The organism is Enterobacter sp. 4974935, assembly GCF_058661735.1.
This window is the reverse complement of sequence record NZ_JBZWGT010000003.1, coordinates 554651-571317: the sequence shown is the minus strand read 5'-3', so window position 1 is coordinate 571317 and position 16667 is coordinate 554651. Positions and strand designations below refer to the sequence as shown.

Sequence of the window (16667 nt, the reverse complement as noted above, 5' to 3'; positions counted from 1 at the left end):
TAGGGCATTGTGCGGTCTGATGCCCTCACCCCAACCCTCTCCCACCGGGAGAGGGAGGTTTTACTACTCGTCTTCCAGATACGTATACCCGTACAGACCCGCTTCAAACTCTTCCAGGAACTGCTGCTGCAAGGCATCGTCCAGACCGGTGTTTTTGACCTGATCGCGGAACTGGGTGAGCAGTTTTTTCGGATCCAGCTGAACGTATTCGAGCATATCCGCCACGGTGTCCCCTTCGTCGGACAGCTCAACCTCCACGCTGCCGTCAGGGAAGACAAACACGTCAACCGCTTCGGTATCACCGAACAGGTTGTGCATGTTGCCGAGGATCTCCTGATACGCACCCACCATAAAGAAGCCCAGCATTGGCGGGTTCTCCGGATCGTACTCCGGCATTGGCATGGTCGTTGCGATACCGTCACCGTCGACGTAGTGGTCAATCGCGCCGTCTGAGTCACAGGTAATGTCCAGCAGCACCGCGCGGCGTTCAGGCGCATGATTCAACCCTTCCAGCGGCAGAACCGGGAACAGCTGGTCGATACCCCAGGCATCCGGCATCGACTGGAACAGGGAGAAGTTGACGTACATTTTGTCCGCCATACGTTCCTGCAACTCGTCGATAATCGGACGGTGTGCGCGGTTGCTCGGATCGAGCTGCTTCTGCACTTCATGGCACATGTTCAGATAGAGCTGCTCCGCCCACGCGCGTTCCTGCAGGCTAAAGGTGCCTGAAGAATAACCGACGTGAATGTCGTGCAGATCCATCTGGCTGTCGTGCAGCCATTCGCGCAGAGAACGACGCGTGCCCGGCTCGTGCATCTCCTGCCAGGTTTCCCACATGCTTTGCAGGGAACGTGGGGCATCGTCTGCCGGAGGCGTGGCTTCAGTGATTTCGCTGCGCTCAACGCCGATGATGTTAGAGACCAGCACCGTATGGTGCGCAGTGACCGCGCGGCCGGATTCGGTGATCACCGTCGGGTGCGGCAGGCCGTGCTCTTCGCAGGCATCGCCAATCGCCCAGATAATGTTGTTGGCGTATTCGTTCAGGCCGTAGTTGACCGAGCAGTCAGACTGCGAGCGTGTCCCTTCGTAATCCACGCCCAGGCCACCGCCCACGTCAAAGCACTGAATATTTACGCCAAGCTTGTGCAGCTCAACGTAGAAACGTGCCGATTCACGCACGCCGGTGGCGATGTCGCGAATGTTGGCCATCTGCGAGCCAAGGTGGAAGTGCAGCAGCTGAATGCTGTCCAGACGACCGCGCTCGCGCAGAATTTCCACCAGCTGAAGCACCTGGTTCGCCGCGAGGCCGAACTTGGATTTTTCACCGCCGGAAGACTGCCATTTACCGGAACCCTGCGACGCCAGTCGCGCACGCACGCCAAGGCGTGGGATCACGTTCAGACGCTCGGCCTCTTCCAGCACGATCGCGATTTCGGTCATCTTCTCGATCACCAGATAGACCTTGTGGCCCATCTTCTCGCCAATCAGCGCCAGACGAATGTATTCGCGGTCTTTATAGCCGTTACAGACGATCACCGACCGGGTCATGCCCGCGTGCGCCAGAACCGCCATCAGCTCCGCTTTGGAGCCAGCTTCCAGGCCCAGCGGTTCGCCGGAGTGGATCAGGGACTCAATCACGCGACGGTGCTGGTTTACCTTGATCGGGTAAACGAGGAAATAGTCGCCGTTATAACCATACGATTCCCGCGCGCGTTTGAACGCGGCGTTAATAGAACGCAGGCGATGTTGCAGGATCTGCGGGAAGCAGAACAGTGCAGGCAAGCGCTGACCCTGGGCTTCACGGGCTTTCACCAGCTTAGCGAGATCCACGCGCGCTTCCGGGACGTCCGGATCCGGGCAGACACTGATGTGGCCCAGCTCGTTAACGTCGTAGTAGTTATTGCCCCACCAGGCAATATTGTAAGTGCGCAGCATCTTGCTGGCTTCCTGGGAGCTCATCGCAACCTCCTGCATAGAACGTAGTACACCCTGTTCGCCTGCTGACGAAGGCGAAAGCGAAGACATGTCGTCAGACATAGCGAACCTCAACTCTTTGTATTAAGTGTAAAACAGTTGACTACTATCGCAGCGTTATACGGCGATAACAACCCATTAACGGCTCCATTTCCCAGCAGAGTATGCTGAAATCCAGACCGTGCGACCGGTTTCTTATTCATATCATTGTAAAACACGTATCCGAACTCTGTATGACAAGGTTCGGCGAAACCACGAGAAAACTCCTGTATTAACAAGAGCGCCCTTGTTCAGTTTTCACAAAGCGTGACCGGCTCTGGAATCCTGAGAAGCACCGAGATGGGTATAACATCGGCAGGTGTTTAGACCAGAAGTGCGGGTGGGAATCAAATGCGCGCCAGAACGGCTGCGCTGAATGAGCGGAAAACAATGGTTCATTATCTCGTATCACCTCCACGGCCGCCTCTGCTGAAACGGACCACAAGCCAAAGCTAAAAGTTCACTGCTTAACCCGGCTGGAAGTGGCGACACGATGTGTTCATCGAGCGCTTATTTTATATGAGCCGCGCGCCGCGTTTTATACCGAGAAGGTCGCTAAAAAGCAAAACAAAAATGCGCAGGTTGCCAGCGCCGTCAGGAAAAATTTCCAGCCGTGTTTTCAACGCAGTGAGAGGTGAGTCAAAAAAAACTGGAAATCGGGTGAAGAAGTGACCTAAAATAGACGTCCAGATGTTAATCCATCCATACCGATTAACACTCAGACTGCCAGTGTCAAAATCCTGCAGGCCTTGGTAGAATTATCTCCTTTGGCTATTCCACACAGCAGTTCGAGCTAACCAAATTCCTTTTAGGTGAAATAAAACATGGCAAAACACCTGTTTACGTCCGAGTCCGTATCAGAAGGACATCCTGATAAAATTGCTGACCAAATCTCCGATGCGGTGCTGGATGCGATCCTCGCGCAGGATCCAAAGGCGCGCGTAGCGTGTGAAACCTATGTCAAAACCGGCATGGTTCTGGTTGGCGGTGAGATCACCACCAGCGCATGGGTTGATATCGAAGAGATCACCCGTAACACGGTGCGTGAGATCGGTTATGTACATTCTGATATGGGCTTTGATGCCAACTCCTGCGCCGTACTGAGCGCTATTGGCAAACAGTCCCCGGACATCAACCAGGGCGTTGACCGTGCCGATCCGCTGGAACAGGGCGCGGGCGACCAGGGCCTGATGTTCGGCTACGCGACCAACGAAACCGACGTGCTGATGCCAGCGCCGGTGACTTACGCACACCGTCTGGTGCAGCGTCAGGCTGAAGTGCGTAAAAACGGCACCCTGCCGTGGCTGCGTCCGGATGCAAAAAGCCAGGTGACCTTCCAGTATGACGACGGGAAAATCGTCGGCATTGATGCCGTGGTTCTTTCCACGCAGCATGCTGAAGATATTGACCAGAAATCCCTGCAGGAAGCGGTGATGGAAGAGATCATCAAGCCGGTTCTGCCAACTGAATGGCTGAGCTCTGCGACCAAATTCTTCATCAACCCAACCGGACGCTTCGTTATCGGCGGCCCAATGGGTGACTGCGGTCTGACCGGTCGTAAAATCATCGTAGATACCTACGGCGGCATGGCGCGCCACGGTGGCGGCGCGTTCTCCGGTAAAGACCCGTCTAAAGTGGACCGTTCTGCGGCGTACGCTGCACGTTATGTGGCGAAAAACATCGTTGCTGCGGGCCTGGCTGACCGCTGTGAAATTCAGGTTTCCTACGCCATCGGCGTGGCTGAGCCAACCTCCATCATGGTGGAAACCTTCGGTACTGAAAAAGTGCCTTCTGAACAGCTGACCCTGCTGGTGCGTGAGTTCTTCGACCTGCGTCCATACGGTCTGATTCAGATGCTGGATCTGCTGCACCCAATCTACCAGGAAACTGCAGCGTACGGTCACTTTGGTCGCGAACATTTCCCTTGGGAAAAAACCGACAAAGCCGCCCTGCTGCGTGATGCTGCCGGTCTGAAATAATCGACTGCCAGCAGCTTAAACAGGCCAGCCTTTGTGCTGGCCTTTTTTATGTCGGGTGGCGGCTATGCCTTACCCGACCTACGGGTAGTGAATTTTGGTAGGCCGGGTAAGGCGCAGCCGCCACCCGGCAATGTTTGGAACCGTTTACACCTCACTCTCTATACCCCGCTTTCAGAATATTCTCTTTGCATGATCGCATTTCTTCTGCTGTTACATTCCCTTTCAGTTAAGTCTGAAATTTGTGCAAACGCGATGCATATCAATTAATTTACCTCTATATTTTCAAAGCTTTAATTATTTTTACGGTTACAAACTAGTGTAACCGATTACACCGTTGTGATTTGACTCACATATTTTTATGAGCCGCTCACCTACTCTTAATATCGTAAAAACTGATAACCCAACTGGAGGGCATAATGCCTGACAATAATAAACAGGGGCGTACGTCCAATAAGGCAATGACGTTCTTCGTCTGCTTCCTCGCCGCTCTGGCAGGATTACTCTTTGGCCTGGATATTGGCGTAATTGCCGGTGCATTACCTTTCATCACCGATGAGTTCCAGATTAGCGCACACACTCAGGAATGGGTGGTCAGCTCCATGATGTTCGGTGCCGCCGTCGGCGCGGTCGGCAGCGGCTGGCTCTCCTTTAAGCTCGGGCGTAAAAAGAGCCTGATGATCGGCGCGATCCTGTTCGTTGCCGGCTCACTGTTCTCTGCCGCTGCGCCTAACGTTGAAGTGCTGATCCTCTCCCGCGTGCTGCTCGGTCTGGCAGTGGGCGTGGCGTCTTATACTGCCCCGCTGTACCTGTCTGAAATCGCACCGGAAAAAATCCGCGGCAGCATGATTTCCATGTACCAGCTGATGATCACCATCGGTATTCTGGGGGCGTATCTTTCCGATACCGCCTTCAGCTACAGCGGCGCATGGCGCTGGATGCTGGGCGTCATCATCATTCCGGCCATTCTGCTGCTGATTGGTGTCTTCTTCCTGCCGGACAGCCCACGCTGGTTCGCCGCCAAACGCCGCTTCCACGATGCCGAACGCGTGCTCTTACGCCTGCGTGATACCAGCGCCGAAGCCAAAAACGAGCTGGAAGAGATCCGCGAAAGCCTGAAGGTCAAACAGTCCGGCTGGGCGCTGTTCAAAGAGAACAGCAACTTCCGCCGCGCGGTGTTCCTCGGTGTGCTGTTACAGATCATGCAACAGTTCACCGGGATGAACGTCATCATGTATTACGCGCCGAAAATCTTCGAACTGGCGGGCTACACCAACACCACCGAACAGATGTGGGGCACCGTGATCGTCGGCCTGACCAACGTGCTGGCGACCTTTATCGCTATCGGTCTGGTGGACCGCTGGGGGCGTAAACCAACCCTGACGCTGGGCTTCCTGGTCATGGCCGTCGGGATGGGCGTGCTGGGTACCATGATGCACATGGGCATTCACTCCCCAACGGCACAGTACTTCGCCGTGGCGATGCTGCTGATGTTTATTATTGGGTTTGCGATGAGCGCCGGTCCGCTGATTTGGGTACTGTGTTCTGAGATCCAGCCGCTGAAAGGGCGTGATTTTGGTATCACCTGCTCTACCGCAACCAACTGGATTGCCAACATGATCGTCGGCGCAACGTTCCTGACCATGCTCAATACCCTGGGTAATGCCAATACCTTCTGGGTCTACGCCGGTCTGAACCTGTTCTTTATTGTTCTCACGATCTGGCTGGTTCCTGAAACCAAACATGTTTCACTGGAACACATTGAACGTAACCTGATGAAAGGTCGTCCTCTGCGCGAAATCGGCGCACACGACTGATCCTCCTGCGGGGAGGCGCCTCTTGCGCCTCCCCGCTTCCCGCTTTATGCTCTGCCCCTATGAAATCTCCCCGTCTCCCCATCGCCATTCAGCAAGCCGTCATGCGCAGCCTGCGGGAAAAACTCGCCCAGGCCAACCTGAAGCTCGGCCGCAATTATCCTGAACCGAAGCTGGTCTATCAGCAGCGTGGCACCGCGGCAGGCACCGCCTGGCTGGAATCGTATGAGATCCGCCTGAATCCGGTGTTGATGATGGAAAATCAGCAGGCGTTTATCGAAGAAGTGGTGCCGCACGAGCTGGCCCACCTTCTGGTGTGGAAACACTTTGGCCGCGTCGCGCCGCACGGCAAAGAGTGGAAATGGATGATGGAGGCGGTGCTCGGCGTTCCGGCTCGCCGCACCCACCAGTTCGAGCTGGAATCGGTACGCCGCAATACATTTCCCTACCGCTGCCAGTGCCAGCAGCACCAGCTTACCGTGCGCCGTCACAACCGCGTGGTGCGCGGCGAGGCGACCTATCGCTGCGTAAAGTGCGGCGAACCACTGGTGGCGGAATAATCACTCGAACTTTCAGGAACTTTCCTGATCTGACTGATTGCATACGGGAACAACATTCGTTACGTTGCGGGCTCGTTTTGACACGGAGTGTAAGATGTCCCGTAATGTTTCTCTCGCAGTCGCTTTTCTGGCGGCGGCGCTCTCCGGCCATGCTCTGGCCGACGGTATTCACAGTTTCTCACAGGCAAAAACCGCAGGCGTAAAGATTAACGCCGACGTACCGGGTGATTTCTACTGCGGCTGTAAAATTAACTGGCAGGGTAAGAAAGGGGTCGTGGATCTGGGATCCTGCGGCTATAAGGTGCGCAAGAACGAGAACCGCGCCAGCCGAATCGAATGGGAACACGTTGTTCCGGCCTGGCAGTTTGGCCACCAGCGCCAGTGCTGGCAGGACGGTGGACGTAAAAATTGCGCAAAAGATCCGGTCTACCGCCAGATGGAAAGCGATATGCACAACCTGCAACCCGCCGTGGGTGAAGTCAATGGCGACCGCGGAAACTTCATGTACAGCCAGTGGAACGGTGGCGAAGGCCAGTACGGTCAGTGCGCCATGAAGGTCGATTTCAAAGAGAAACTCGCCGAACCGCCTGCCCGCGCGCGCGGCAGCATCGCCCGCACTTACTTCTATATGCGCGACCGCTACGATCTCAACCTTTCCCGCCAGCAGACGCAGCTCTTCAATGCCTGGGACAAGCTCTACCCGGTGACGGACTGGGAATGCCAGCGCGACGAACGTATCGCCAAAGTCCAGGGGAATCACAACCCTTACGTCCAGCGGGCTTGCCAGGCGCAAAAGAGCTAACCTACACTACGGCAATTCGCTTATATCGCATGACACATGGAATTTCTGACTATGCGCATCCCTCGCATCTATCACCCTGAACTGATTACCCCAGGCGGCGAAATCGCCCTGTCTGATGATGCCGCAAACCACGTAGGCCGCGTGCTGCGCATGGGCGCAGGCCAGGCGATTCAGCTCTTTGACGGCTCTAATCAGATTTTTGACGCTGAAATTACGCGCGCCGATAAAAAAAGCGTGCACGTGAAGGTGCTGCGTGGCGATGTGGACGACCGGGAATCCCCGCTGCACATTCACCTTGGCCAGGTGATGTCGCGCGGGGAAAAGATGGAGTTCACCATTCAGAAATCCATTGAACTGGGTGTAAGCCTCATTACGCCACTTTTTTCTGAGCGCTGCGGCGTTAAACTGGATGCGGAACGTCTGAACAAAAAGATCCAGCAGTGGCAGAAAATTGCCATTGCAGCCTGTGAACAGAGTGGCCGCAACCGCATCCCGGAGATCCGCCCGGCGATGGATCTGGAGGACTGGTGTGCAGAAGAGGAAAGCGGGCTTAAGCTTAATCTTCATCCGCGCGCCAGCGCCAGCATCAATACGCTGCCGCTGCCCGTTGAGCGCGTACGCCTGCTGATTGGCCCGGAAGGCGGCCTGTCGGCTGACGAAATCGCCATGACGGCGCGTTACCAGTTTACTGATATTCTGTTGGGACCTCGCGTTCTGCGCACTGAGACAACGGCACTCACCGCCATTACCGCCCTACAGGTGCGATTTGGCGATCTGGGTTGAAGCAAAGCCTGACCCATAACCGGAGAAGAACATGATTAAGCTCGGCATCGTGATGGACCCCATCGCAAACATTAACATTAAGAAAGATTCCAGCTTCGCTATGCTGCTGGAAGCGCAGCGTCGCGGCTATGAACTCCACTATATGGAGATGAACGATCTGTACCTCATCAACGGTGAAGCCCGCGCACGTACCCGCATCGTTAACGTCGAGCAGAACTACGAAAAATGGTACGAATTCGGCACCGAGCAGGATATTGCCCTGGCCGACCTTAACGTCATCCTGATGCGTAAAGATCCGCCGTTCGACACCGAATACATTTACTCCACCTATATCCTTGAGCGTGCCGAAGAGAAAGGCACGCTGATCGTCAATAAGCCGCAGAGCCTGCGCGACTGCAACGAGAAGCTCTATACCGCATGGTTCTCTGACCTGACGCCGGAAACGCTGGTCACCCGCAGCAAAACGCAGCTGAAAGAATTCTGGCAGAAGCACGGCGACATCATCATGAAGCCGCTGGACGGCATGGGCGGCGCATCGATCTTCCGCGTGAAAGAGGGCGACCCGAACATTGGCGTGATTGCCGAAACGCTGACCGAGCTGGGAACCCGCTACTGCATGGCGCAAAACTATCTGCCGGCCATTAAAGACGGCGACAAGCGTGTGCTGGTTGTAGACGGCGAGCCGGTGCCGTACTGCCTGGCGCGTATCCCGCAGGGTGGTGAAACCCGTGGCAACCTGGCGGCCGGAGGCCGTGGCGAACCGCGTCCGTTAAGCGAAAGCGACTGGGAAATTGCCCGCCGCGTCGGCCCTACGCTGAAAGCCAAAGGCCTGATCTTCGTTGGCCTCGATATCATCGGCGATCGTCTGACCGAAGTGAACGTCACCAGCCCGACCTGCATTCGTGAAATCGAAGCGGAATTCCCGATCTCGATCACCGGAATGCTAATGGACGCTATCGAAAAACGTTTACAGAAATAACCTGTGACAGCGCCTGTGTTTATCCCCATACTGGGCGCTGTCGCTTTTTAAACCAGGAAACAGTACCTCTGACAATGAATTTACAGCATCACTTTCTTATTGCCATGCCTGCTCTCCAGGATCCGATTTTCCGCCGCGCCGTGGTCTATATTTGCGAATACAACGAAGACGGCGCAATGGGGATTATCATCAATAAGCCGCTGGAAAACCTTCAGGTTGAAGGCATTCTGGACAAGCTGAAAATCCCCGCTGAAGCGCGGCTGCCGGAAATCCGTCTTGATAAACCGGTGATGCTCGGCGGACCGCTTGCAGAAGATCGTGGCTTTATCCTGCATACCCCGCCGGTTTTCTCGTCCAGCATTCGTATCTCCGATAACACCGTCGTCACCACCTCTCGCGATGTGCTCGAAACACTGGGCACGGCAAATCAGCCTTCTGAGGTGCTGGTTGCGCTCGGCTACGCTTCCTGGGAAAAAGGGCAGCTGGAACAAGAAATTCTGGACAACGCCTGGCTGACGGCCCCTGCGGATATGAATATCCTGTTTAAAACCCCTATCGCCGATCGCTGGCGTGACGCGGCAAAACTGATTGGCATTGATATTCTGACCATGCCTGGCGTTGCGGGGCACGCGTAATGAGCGGCACCCTTCTCGCCTTTGACTTCGGCACCAAAAGCATCGGCGTCGCTGTGGGTCAACGGATCACCGGCACCGCCCGCCCGCTCACGGCGCTGAAAGCTAACGACGGCACGCCGGACTGGAACCTTATTGAGCGCTTGCTCAAAGAGTGGCAGCCGGACGACGTGATTGTCGGTCTGCCGTTGAACATGGACGGCACCGAGCAACCGCTTACCGCCCGCGCACGCAAGTTCGCGAACAAAATTCATGGCCGCTTTGGTGTCTCCGTTAAGCTGCACGATGAACGTTTGAGCACCGTCGAGGCACGCGCTGGCCTGTTCGAGCACGGTGGCTTCCGGGCGTTGAACAAAGGCAGCGTGGATTCAGCTTCAGCCGTCATTATCCTCGAAAGCTATTTCGAACAGGGTTACTGAGCGCCGGGGCCTACAGCCGCCCCTGCGCCCGTCGCTCCGCCAGACTCTGCTCAAAGTTCTGCATCCCCGCCTGCTGCCCCGTTTGAATAATGCCCGGCAGTTGCCAGGTTTTACCTTCGCGGATCAGGTTTGCCGCCGCCGACGTATTCACCAGTAGCTCATACAGCGCCACGCGCCCGCCCTGGACATCCTGACGCAGCTTCTGCGCCAGTACCGCACGCAGGCTTCCCGCCAGCTGATTACGAACCGGATCTTTCTCCTGCGCCGGGAAGGTATCGACCAGGCGCTCGATCGCCTGCGCCGCACCGCGCGTGTGCAGCGTGGCCAACACCAGATGGCCAGTCTCAGCCGCCGTCAGCGCCAGGCGTATCGTCTCGCTGTCGCGCAGCTCACCAAGCAGAATCACATCCGGATCTTCACGCAGCGCACTGCGCAGGGCCTCGGCAAAGGACGGGCTATGCTGGCCTATCTCCCGCTGCCGGATGAGGCAACGTTCACTCTGGTACATAAACTCCACCGGATCTTCCAGGGTCAGAATGTGCCCGTCCGTATGGTGATTGAGAAAATCGACCATCGCGGCCAGGGTGGTCGATTTCCCGCTGCCGGTAGCGCCAGTGACCAGAATCAGGCCATTGTCATTGGACAAAAGCTCCGGGATCGCGCGCGGCACGCCTAACGCAGAGAGCTGCGGACACGTCAGCGGCAACAGGCGTAGCGCGATCGAAACGCCGTGCATATGCTTAAACGCACTGCCGCGCAGCCGCTGACCGCCTGTGAGGGTAACGGCAAAATCTACCTGCCCGTTTGCCCACCAGGCGCCCTGCTGTTCGTCATTGAGCCACGCTTTTAATAACGCCTCCACATCCGGGGGCGGAAACGGCGCAGGTTCAAGACGGCCTGACCTGCGCCAGCGCGGTGGTGAATCACTGCACAGGTGTAGATCGGAGACGTTATGCTTTACACTAAGGGCCACAATTTCTTCCACATCCATAGACAACTCCTCGGAAAATGAACGACATTGCGCATAACCTGGCACAGGTCCGGGACAAAATCTCAGCCGCGGCAACGCGTTGCGGCCGTGCTTCAGAAGAAATTACGTTGCTTGCAGTCAGCAAAACCAAGCCTGCGAGCGCCATCGCAGAAGCGATAGCCGCCGGTCATCGTGCCTTTGGTGAAAACTATGTGCAGGAAGGCGTAGATAAGATTCGCGCTTTCCGGGAGCGGGGAAATACAGACCTGCAGTGGCACTTTATCGGTCCGCTACAGTCGAACAAAAGCCGTCTGGTAGCAGAGCACTTCGACTGGTGTCACACCATCGATCGTCTGCGTATCGCTACCCGTTTGAGCGACCAGCGCCCTATGGAGATGCCAGCGCTTAACGTGCTGATTCAAATCAACATCAGTGATGAAAACAGCAAGTCCGGCATTACGCTGAGCGAACTGGATGCGCTGGCGGCGGACGTGGCGGCGCTGCCGCGCTTAACCCTGCGCGGACTGATGGCCATTCCGGCACCAGAGTCAAGTTATGAAAGGCAGTTTGCCGTAGCACAGCAAATGGCTGTAGCATTTGAGGCGCTTAAAGCGCGCTATGACACGGTAGACACGCTTTCTCTGGGCATGTCGGATGATATGGAAGCCGCCATCGCGGCAGGCAGCACCATGGTGCGCATCGGCACAGCAATTTTCGGTGCGCGCGATTACACCCAATAATAAGGAAACCTGAGGAACGCCATGAAGACGTTGACTTTCCTGCTTTCAACGGTCATTGAACTGTATACGATGGCGCTGCTACTGCGCGTCTGGATGCAGTGGGCCCGTTGTGATTTTTACAATCCATTCTCACAATTTATCGTGAAAATCACGCAGCCCATTGTGGGGCCGCTTCGCCGCATCATTCCGGCAATGGGGCCGATTGACAGTTCATCTCTGCTGATGGCGTCTATTCTGAGCGTTATCAAAGCGATCGTACTGTTTATGGTCATCACTTTCCAGCCGATTATCTGGATTTCAGCCGTTCTGATCCTGGTTAAAACCGTCGGCTCGCTGATCTTCTGGGTCCTGCTGGTGATGGCGATTATGAGCTGGGTAAGCCGGGGCCGTAGCCCGGTGGAGTACGCGTTGATTCAGCTGACTGAACCGTTACTGCGTCCGATCCGAAGCCTGCTGCCTGCGATGGGCGGAATCGACTTCTCCCCGATGCTTCTCGTTTTGCTGCTGTACGTGCTGAATATGGGTATCGCGGAACTGTTACAGGCGACGGGTAATATGCTGCTGCCGGGGCTGTGGATGGCGTTATGAGTGCAGTTAGCCCCTGCGCCGACGGGCTGGTTTTACGGCTGTACATTCAGCCGAAAGCCAGCCGCGACAGCATTGTTGGGCTGCATGGCGACGAGCTAAAAGTCGCCATCACTGCCCCGCCCGTTGACGGCCAGGCGAATGCGCATCTGACTAAATATCTGGCAAAACAGTTTCGCGTCGCTAAAAGCCAGGTCATCATTGAGAAAGGTGAACTTGGCCGGCATAAACAGGTAAAAATCCTTAACCCGCAATCTATCCCGACGGAAGTCGCGGCTCTGACAAAACAGGACTAAACCATGCAGAAAGTTGTTCTCGCCACCGGTAACGCCGGTAAAGTGCGCGAGCTGGCCTCGCTATTACATGATTTTGGGCTGGACGTGGTGGCTCAGACCGAGCTGGGCGTGGACTCCGCCGAAGAAACCGGCCTGACGTTTATCGAAAACGCCATTCTGAAAGCGCGCCATGCGGCGCAGGTAACCGGGCTGCCCGCGATTGCCGATGACTCCGGTCTGGCCGTGGATTTTCTGGGCGGTGCGCCGGGGATTTACTCCGCCCGCTATTCCGGGGTGGACGCCACCGACCAGCAGAACCTGGAAAAGCTGCTTGTGGCCCTGAACGACGTCCCTGACGAACAGCGTACCGCGCAGTTCCACTGCGTGCTGGTCTACATGCGTCACGCGGAAGATCCCACGCCGATTGTCTGTCACGGCAGCTGGCCGGGCGTGATCACCCGTGAAGCGGCGGGCAACGGCGGCTTTGGTTACGACCCGATTTTCTTTGTCCCGACCGAGGGCAAAACCGCTGCGGAACTCACCCGCGAAGAGAAAAGCGCGATCTCCCACCGTGGACGCGCCCTGAAACTGTTACTGGAAGCACTGCGTAATGGCTAATTTGCCGCCTCTGAGTCTTTATATTCACATCCCATGGTGCGTGCAGAAATGCCCGTACTGCGATTTCAACTCGCACGCGCTGAAGGGCGAAGTGCCGCACGATGATTACGTCGCGCATCTGCTGACCGATCTGGATGCCGATGTACCGTACGCACAGGGACGTGAAGTGAAGACCATTTTTATTGGTGGCGGTACGCCGAGCCTGCTTTCAGGCCCGGCGATGCAGACGCTGCTGGACGGCGTGCGCGTGCGCCTGAACCTGGCAGCGGATGCTGAAATTACGATGGAAGCCAACCCGGGCACCGTTGAGGCCGACCGTTTTGTCGAGTATCAGCGCGCGGGCGTGAACCGTATCTCTATCGGCGTGCAGAGCTTTAGCGAGCCAAAGCTGAAGCGTCTGGGGCGCATTCATGGCCCGGAAGAGGCAAAGCGCGCGGCGAACCTGGCAACGGGGCTTGGGCTGCGCAGTTTTAACCTCGATTTGATGCACGGCCTGCCGGATCAGTCGCTGGAAGAAGCGCTGGACGATTTGCGTCAGGCAATTGAACTGAACCCGCCGCATCTGTCGTGGTATCAGTTGACCATTGAACCGAACACCCTGTTTGGTTCCCGTCCTCCGGTGCTGCCGGACGATGACGCGCTGTGGGATATCTTCGAGCAGGGCCACCAGCTTTTGACCGCGGCGGGGTATCAGCAATACGAAACCTCGGCGTATGCGAAGCCGGGCTATCAGTGTCAGCACAACCTGAACTACTGGCGCTTTGGTGATTATCTGGGGATTGGCTGCGGGGCACACGGCAAAGTGACCTTCCCGGACGGGCGCATTCTGCGCACTGCAAAAACGCGTCATCCGCGCGGGTTTATGGAAGGCCGCTACCTGGAGCGTCAGCATGACGTCGAGGCGGTGGATAAGCCGTTTGAGTTCTTTATGAACCGCTTCCGTCTGCTGGAAGCCGCACCGCGCGCGGAGTTTGCGCTCTACACCGGGTTGTCAGAGTCGGTGATTCGTCCGCAGATTGACGAGGCGTTGGCGCAGGGGTATCTGACCGAGTGTAATGAGTACTGGCAGATCACCGAGCACGGTAAGCTGTTCCTAAACTCCCTTCTTGAGCTGTTCCTCGCTGAAAATCCTGAAGGCTGATTCAGGATTTTACATCCCGTTCTGCTGGTTGAGGGAAAGGCTGGCAGAGTGTGGGGATGGAAAAATCAAAACAACTCCGCAAACAAATGACACCCGAAGAATTACGCCTCTGGTATCTGCTCAGAGGTCGCCGCTTCTTTGGGTATAAGTTTCGCCGACAGATGCCGGTTGGGCCGTACATCGTGGATTTTGCCTGCTTTAAGGCGAAACTGATTGTTGAGCTGGACGGGGGGCAACATCAGGATAAAGAGGCCTATGACTCTCGTCGCACCGAGTTTTTGAATGCGAACGGCTGGGAAGTCGTACGGTTCTGGAATCATGAATTCAGGGCTAATGAGGAGGAGATGCTGATGGCTATTCTGCAACGATTGCAATGCCTGATGCCCTCACCCTAACCCTCTCCCACAGGGAGAGGGAACTGGTTACTCCCTCTCCCCTGGGGAGAGGGCCGGGGTGAGGGGCCCTACGCGCAGAGGCGTTACTTCAGCGTCCCCACCAGCGCCTTCCGGCTGTCTTCCAGGGACACCACGCGTTTACACACGTCTTTGCCGAACTGCTGGAAATCGGCTTCCTGATTCTTCCACTCGTTCTGAATCGAGGTTTGCAGTCCGCCCAGGCTACCCAGTACACCCTGCAACGGATTACCGCCGCCTTTCAGCACCGCTTTGGCGCCCATCTCGTTGATGCTGTCCTGGAGAATGCCGCCCATCGCCTGGTTCACCAGCTGCTGACCGTCGGCTCGCACCTGATCGATCGCCTTATAGTGGAACGTCAGGCCATCAGAGCGCGTCTCAATAATGCGGTTCATCTGTTCTTTCAGCTGTTTATCCAGCTTCGTCAGGCGGGTGCGCATATTGCTGCTCTCCCCCACCTCTTTGGTGATGATTTTATCCAGCGCCACGCGGCCCTTCTCAACGCGGGTCAGCGCGCCATCGTTTATCCATGGCAGCGCGGTACGCAACTCGGCCTGGTAGTCCATCGCCTGCTCGCGCTGGGCGGCCGTCAGGTTTTGCTGTTTGCCGTTAAACGTCACGTTGCCATCCGGCGTGATCACCAGATTGCCATTCTCGCCCTTAACCTGCACGGTTCGCGGGCTTAATACCACGTCGTCACGCGGGGTGACGCTACATTTATACTCCGCATGGGCGGTGGTTCCGATTGCCAGTAAAGCAACCGCCAGCAACGTTTTACGCATCTTCAACACTCCCTCAGACAAAATGGGCCAGCTAATGCTGGCCCCGTTCTTGCTTTATTAGTCCCACCAAACGTCGAAAAGTTCGCTGACGCGGACATCTTCCAGTTTGTGGTCTTCAAGCCATTTGCGTACCAGCGCCTGATGTTCTTCGGTGCATTTCCCCACTTCCTGGGTGCAAATCAGACCTTCCCACGCCAGATAGCCGCTACCGTCGAAGGCCAGCTTGTTGGGTTCGATCACCTCGTTGATGAACGCATCAACGTCCTGATCGATCTGCTCAACGCTGGTGCCTTCCGGGAAACGCCAGGCAACGGAGAAACCCACTTCCTGGAATTCTTCGATGTGCATCTTTTTACGCAGACGACGGCTACGATTCTTTGCCATTATTTCACCCTCTCGAACATTAAGTCCCATACGCCGTGACCAAGACGATGGCCACGCTGTTCAAATTTTGTCACCGGACGTGAATCCGGACGCGGTACGTAGTCGTTGCTTTCAGACTGGTTTTTATACCCGTCCAGCGACGACATCACTTCCAGCATGTGTTCCGCATAAGGTTCCCAGTCGGTCGCCATGTGGAAGACGCCGCCCAGCTTAAGCTTACTTTTCACCAGCTCGGCAAACGGCGCCTGAACGATACGGCGTTTATTATGACGCGCTTTGTGCCACGGGTCAGGGAAAAAGAGCTGAACCATGTTCAAAGAATTGTCAGGAATCATTTTGTGCAGCACTTCCACCGCGTCGTGACACATAACGCGCAGGTTCTCAACGCCCTCTTCATGGGCCGTTGCCAGACACGCACCGACGCCTGGCGAGTGCACTTCAATACCGAGGAAGTTCTGCTCCGGTCGCGCTTTCGCCATAGTGACCAGCGAGGTGCCCATGCCAAAACCGATCTCCAGCGTCACTGGCGCATCGCGACCAAACAGCTCGGTAAAGTCGAGCGGCTGCTCGCTGAACTCAACGCCCATCACCGGCCAGTAGTTGTCCAGCGCGTGTTGCTGCCCTTTTGTCAGGCGGCCCTGACGGCGGACAAAGCTGCGAATACGGCGCAGCGGGCGACCGTTTTCATCAAATTCCGGTGAAATGACGTCGTTTTTCATAAAAGAGTTGTCTGCTTGTGAGAGTGTACGGGAAACGGGCATTATCCAAAGTTAAGGCT

Annotated in this window: 21 protein-coding genes; 14 read left to right on the top strand and 7 right to left on the bottom strand. The window is 56.2% G+C overall.

Translation table 11 applies throughout. The features are described 5' to 3' along the window. Positions 1-63 precede the first annotated feature (63 nt). The 3 genes from speA to AC4OVS_RS03905 all read right to left on the bottom strand — a co-directional run bounded on the left by speA (position 64) and on the right by AC4OVS_RS03905 (position 2415). Positions 64-2040: a biosynthetic arginine decarboxylase gene (gene speA / locus AC4OVS_RS03915; protein WP_022649348.1), complete on the bottom strand. Its 1977-nt coding sequence runs from the start codon at positions 2038-2040 to the stop codon at positions 64-66. Positions 2041-2048: 8 nt separating this feature from the next. Beyond that, a complete protein-coding gene (gene yqgB / locus AC4OVS_RS03910) occupies positions 2049-2180 on the bottom strand; it encodes an acid stress response protein YqgB (RefSeq protein ID WP_057979949.1) in 132 nt (43 codons plus the stop codon). A gap of 94 nt (positions 2181-2274) precedes the next feature. Then, positions 2275-2415, bottom strand: coding sequence for a hypothetical protein (locus AC4OVS_RS03905; protein ID WP_418251239.1), 141 nt, complete (start codon positions 2413-2415; stop codon positions 2275-2277). Between the two features lie 425 nt (positions 2416-2840). Between AC4OVS_RS03905 and metK the strand changes: the two genes are divergently transcribed. From metK to ruvX, 8 genes are all read left to right on the top strand, one after another. Next, the gene (gene metK / locus AC4OVS_RS03900) at positions 2841-3995 is read left to right on the top strand and encodes a methionine adenosyltransferase (protein WP_022649349.1); all 1155 of its coding nucleotides are present in this window, start codon (positions 2841-2843) and stop codon (positions 3993-3995) included. A 416-nt stretch (positions 3996-4411) separates the two neighbouring features. Then, complete coding sequence (gene galP, locus AC4OVS_RS03895; RefSeq protein WP_023298566.1) at positions 4412-5809, top strand: galactose/proton symporter; 1398 nt, start codon at positions 4412-4414, stop codon at positions 5807-5809. 59 nt (positions 5810-5868) lie between these two features. After that, on the top strand, positions 5869-6366 hold the full coding sequence (locus tag AC4OVS_RS03890; RefSeq protein ID WP_032626162.1) for a SprT family zinc-dependent metalloprotease: 498 nt from the start codon (positions 5869-5871) through the stop codon (positions 6364-6366). A 94-nt stretch (positions 6367-6460) separates the two neighbouring features. Further along, positions 6461-7168 (top strand): deoxyribonuclease I, encoded by a 708-nt coding sequence (gene endA, locus AC4OVS_RS03885; RefSeq protein ID WP_023306912.1) that lies wholly within the window; start codon positions 6461-6463, stop codon positions 7166-7168. A 51-nt stretch (positions 7169-7219) separates the two neighbouring features. Continuing rightward, positions 7220-7951 carry a 16S rRNA (uracil(1498)-N(3))-methyltransferase gene (gene rsmE, locus AC4OVS_RS03880; protein WP_003860033.1) on the top strand — a complete coding sequence of 244 codons (732 nt, stop codon included), beginning with the start codon at positions 7220-7222 and terminating at the stop codon, positions 7949-7951. 31 nt (positions 7952-7982) lie between these two features. Further along, positions 7983-8930 (top strand): glutathione synthase, encoded by a 948-nt coding sequence (gene gshB, locus AC4OVS_RS03875; protein WP_003860032.1) that lies wholly within the window; start codon positions 7983-7985, stop codon positions 8928-8930. A 74-nt stretch (positions 8931-9004) separates the two neighbouring features. Then, positions 9005-9565, top strand: coding sequence for a YqgE/AlgH family protein (locus tag AC4OVS_RS03870; RefSeq protein ID WP_022649353.1), 561 nt, complete (start codon positions 9005-9007; stop codon positions 9563-9565). Then, positions 9565-9981: a Holliday junction resolvase RuvX gene (ruvX, locus tag AC4OVS_RS03865; protein WP_006811925.1), complete on the top strand. Its 417-nt coding sequence runs from the start codon at positions 9565-9567 to the stop codon at positions 9979-9981. The genes AC4OVS_RS03870 and ruvX overlap by 1 nt, the downstream gene beginning before the upstream one ends. A gap of 10 nt (positions 9982-9991) precedes the next feature. On the opposite strand, the gene AC4OVS_RS03860 is transcribed toward ruvX, so the two are convergent. Next, positions 9992-10972 (bottom strand): type IV pilus twitching motility protein PilT, encoded by a 981-nt coding sequence (locus tag AC4OVS_RS03860; RefSeq protein ID WP_022649354.1) that lies wholly within the window; start codon positions 10970-10972, stop codon positions 9992-9994. Positions 10973-10989: 17 nt separating this feature from the next. Between AC4OVS_RS03860 and AC4OVS_RS03855 the strand changes: the two genes are divergently transcribed. From AC4OVS_RS03855 to AC4OVS_RS03830, 6 genes are read left to right on the top strand one after another with little or no spacing between them, the layout of a single operon-like run. Further along, on the top strand, positions 10990-11691 hold the full coding sequence (locus tag AC4OVS_RS03855; protein WP_023298569.1) for a YggS family pyridoxal phosphate-dependent enzyme: 702 nt from the start codon (positions 10990-10992) through the stop codon (positions 11689-11691). A gap of 21 nt (positions 11692-11712) precedes the next feature. Next, on the top strand, positions 11713-12279 hold the full coding sequence (locus AC4OVS_RS03850; protein ID WP_491922188.1) for a YggT family protein: 567 nt from the start codon (positions 11713-11715) through the stop codon (positions 12277-12279). Continuing rightward, positions 12276-12572: a DUF167 family protein YggU gene (gene yggU / locus AC4OVS_RS03845; RefSeq protein ID WP_022649356.1), complete on the top strand. Its 297-nt coding sequence runs from the start codon at positions 12276-12278 to the stop codon at positions 12570-12572. Before AC4OVS_RS03850 ends, yggU begins: the two co-directional genes overlap by 4 nt. 3 nt (positions 12573-12575) lie before the next feature. Then, complete coding sequence (locus tag AC4OVS_RS03840) at positions 12576-13169, top strand: XTP/dITP diphosphatase (protein WP_045308344.1); 594 nt, start codon at positions 12576-12578, stop codon at positions 13167-13169. Continuing rightward, the gene (gene hemW / locus AC4OVS_RS03835) at positions 13162-14310 is read left to right on the top strand and encodes a radical SAM family heme chaperone HemW (RefSeq protein ID WP_491922187.1); all 1149 of its coding nucleotides are present in this window, start codon (positions 13162-13164) and stop codon (positions 14308-14310) included. Before AC4OVS_RS03840 ends, hemW begins: the two co-directional genes overlap by 8 nt. A 56-nt stretch (positions 14311-14366) precedes the next feature. Beyond that, entirely contained in the window at positions 14367-14705 is a 339-nt protein-coding gene (locus tag AC4OVS_RS03830) for an endonuclease domain-containing protein (protein WP_023298571.1), read from the top strand. A gap of 83 nt (positions 14706-14788) precedes the next feature. Here the strand turns inward: AC4OVS_RS03830 and AC4OVS_RS03825 are convergent, their stop codons facing one another. The 3 genes from AC4OVS_RS03825 to trmB are packed head-to-tail and all read right to left on the bottom strand — an operon-like array spanning position 14789 to position 16608. Continuing rightward, entirely contained in the window at positions 14789-15505 is a 717-nt protein-coding gene (locus tag AC4OVS_RS03825) for a YggN family protein (RefSeq protein WP_491922186.1), read from the bottom strand. 57 nt (positions 15506-15562) lie between these two features. Then, positions 15563-15889, bottom strand: coding sequence for a YggL family protein (locus AC4OVS_RS03820; protein WP_003862421.1), 327 nt, complete (start codon positions 15887-15889; stop codon positions 15563-15565). After that, positions 15889-16608 carry a tRNA (guanosine(46)-N7)-methyltransferase TrmB gene (gene trmB / locus AC4OVS_RS03815; RefSeq protein ID WP_022649361.1) on the bottom strand — a complete coding sequence of 240 codons (720 nt, stop codon included), beginning with the start codon at positions 16606-16608 and terminating at the stop codon, positions 15889-15891. The genes AC4OVS_RS03820 and trmB overlap by 1 nt, the downstream gene beginning before the upstream one ends. Between the last annotated feature and the right edge of the window lie 59 nt (positions 16609-16667).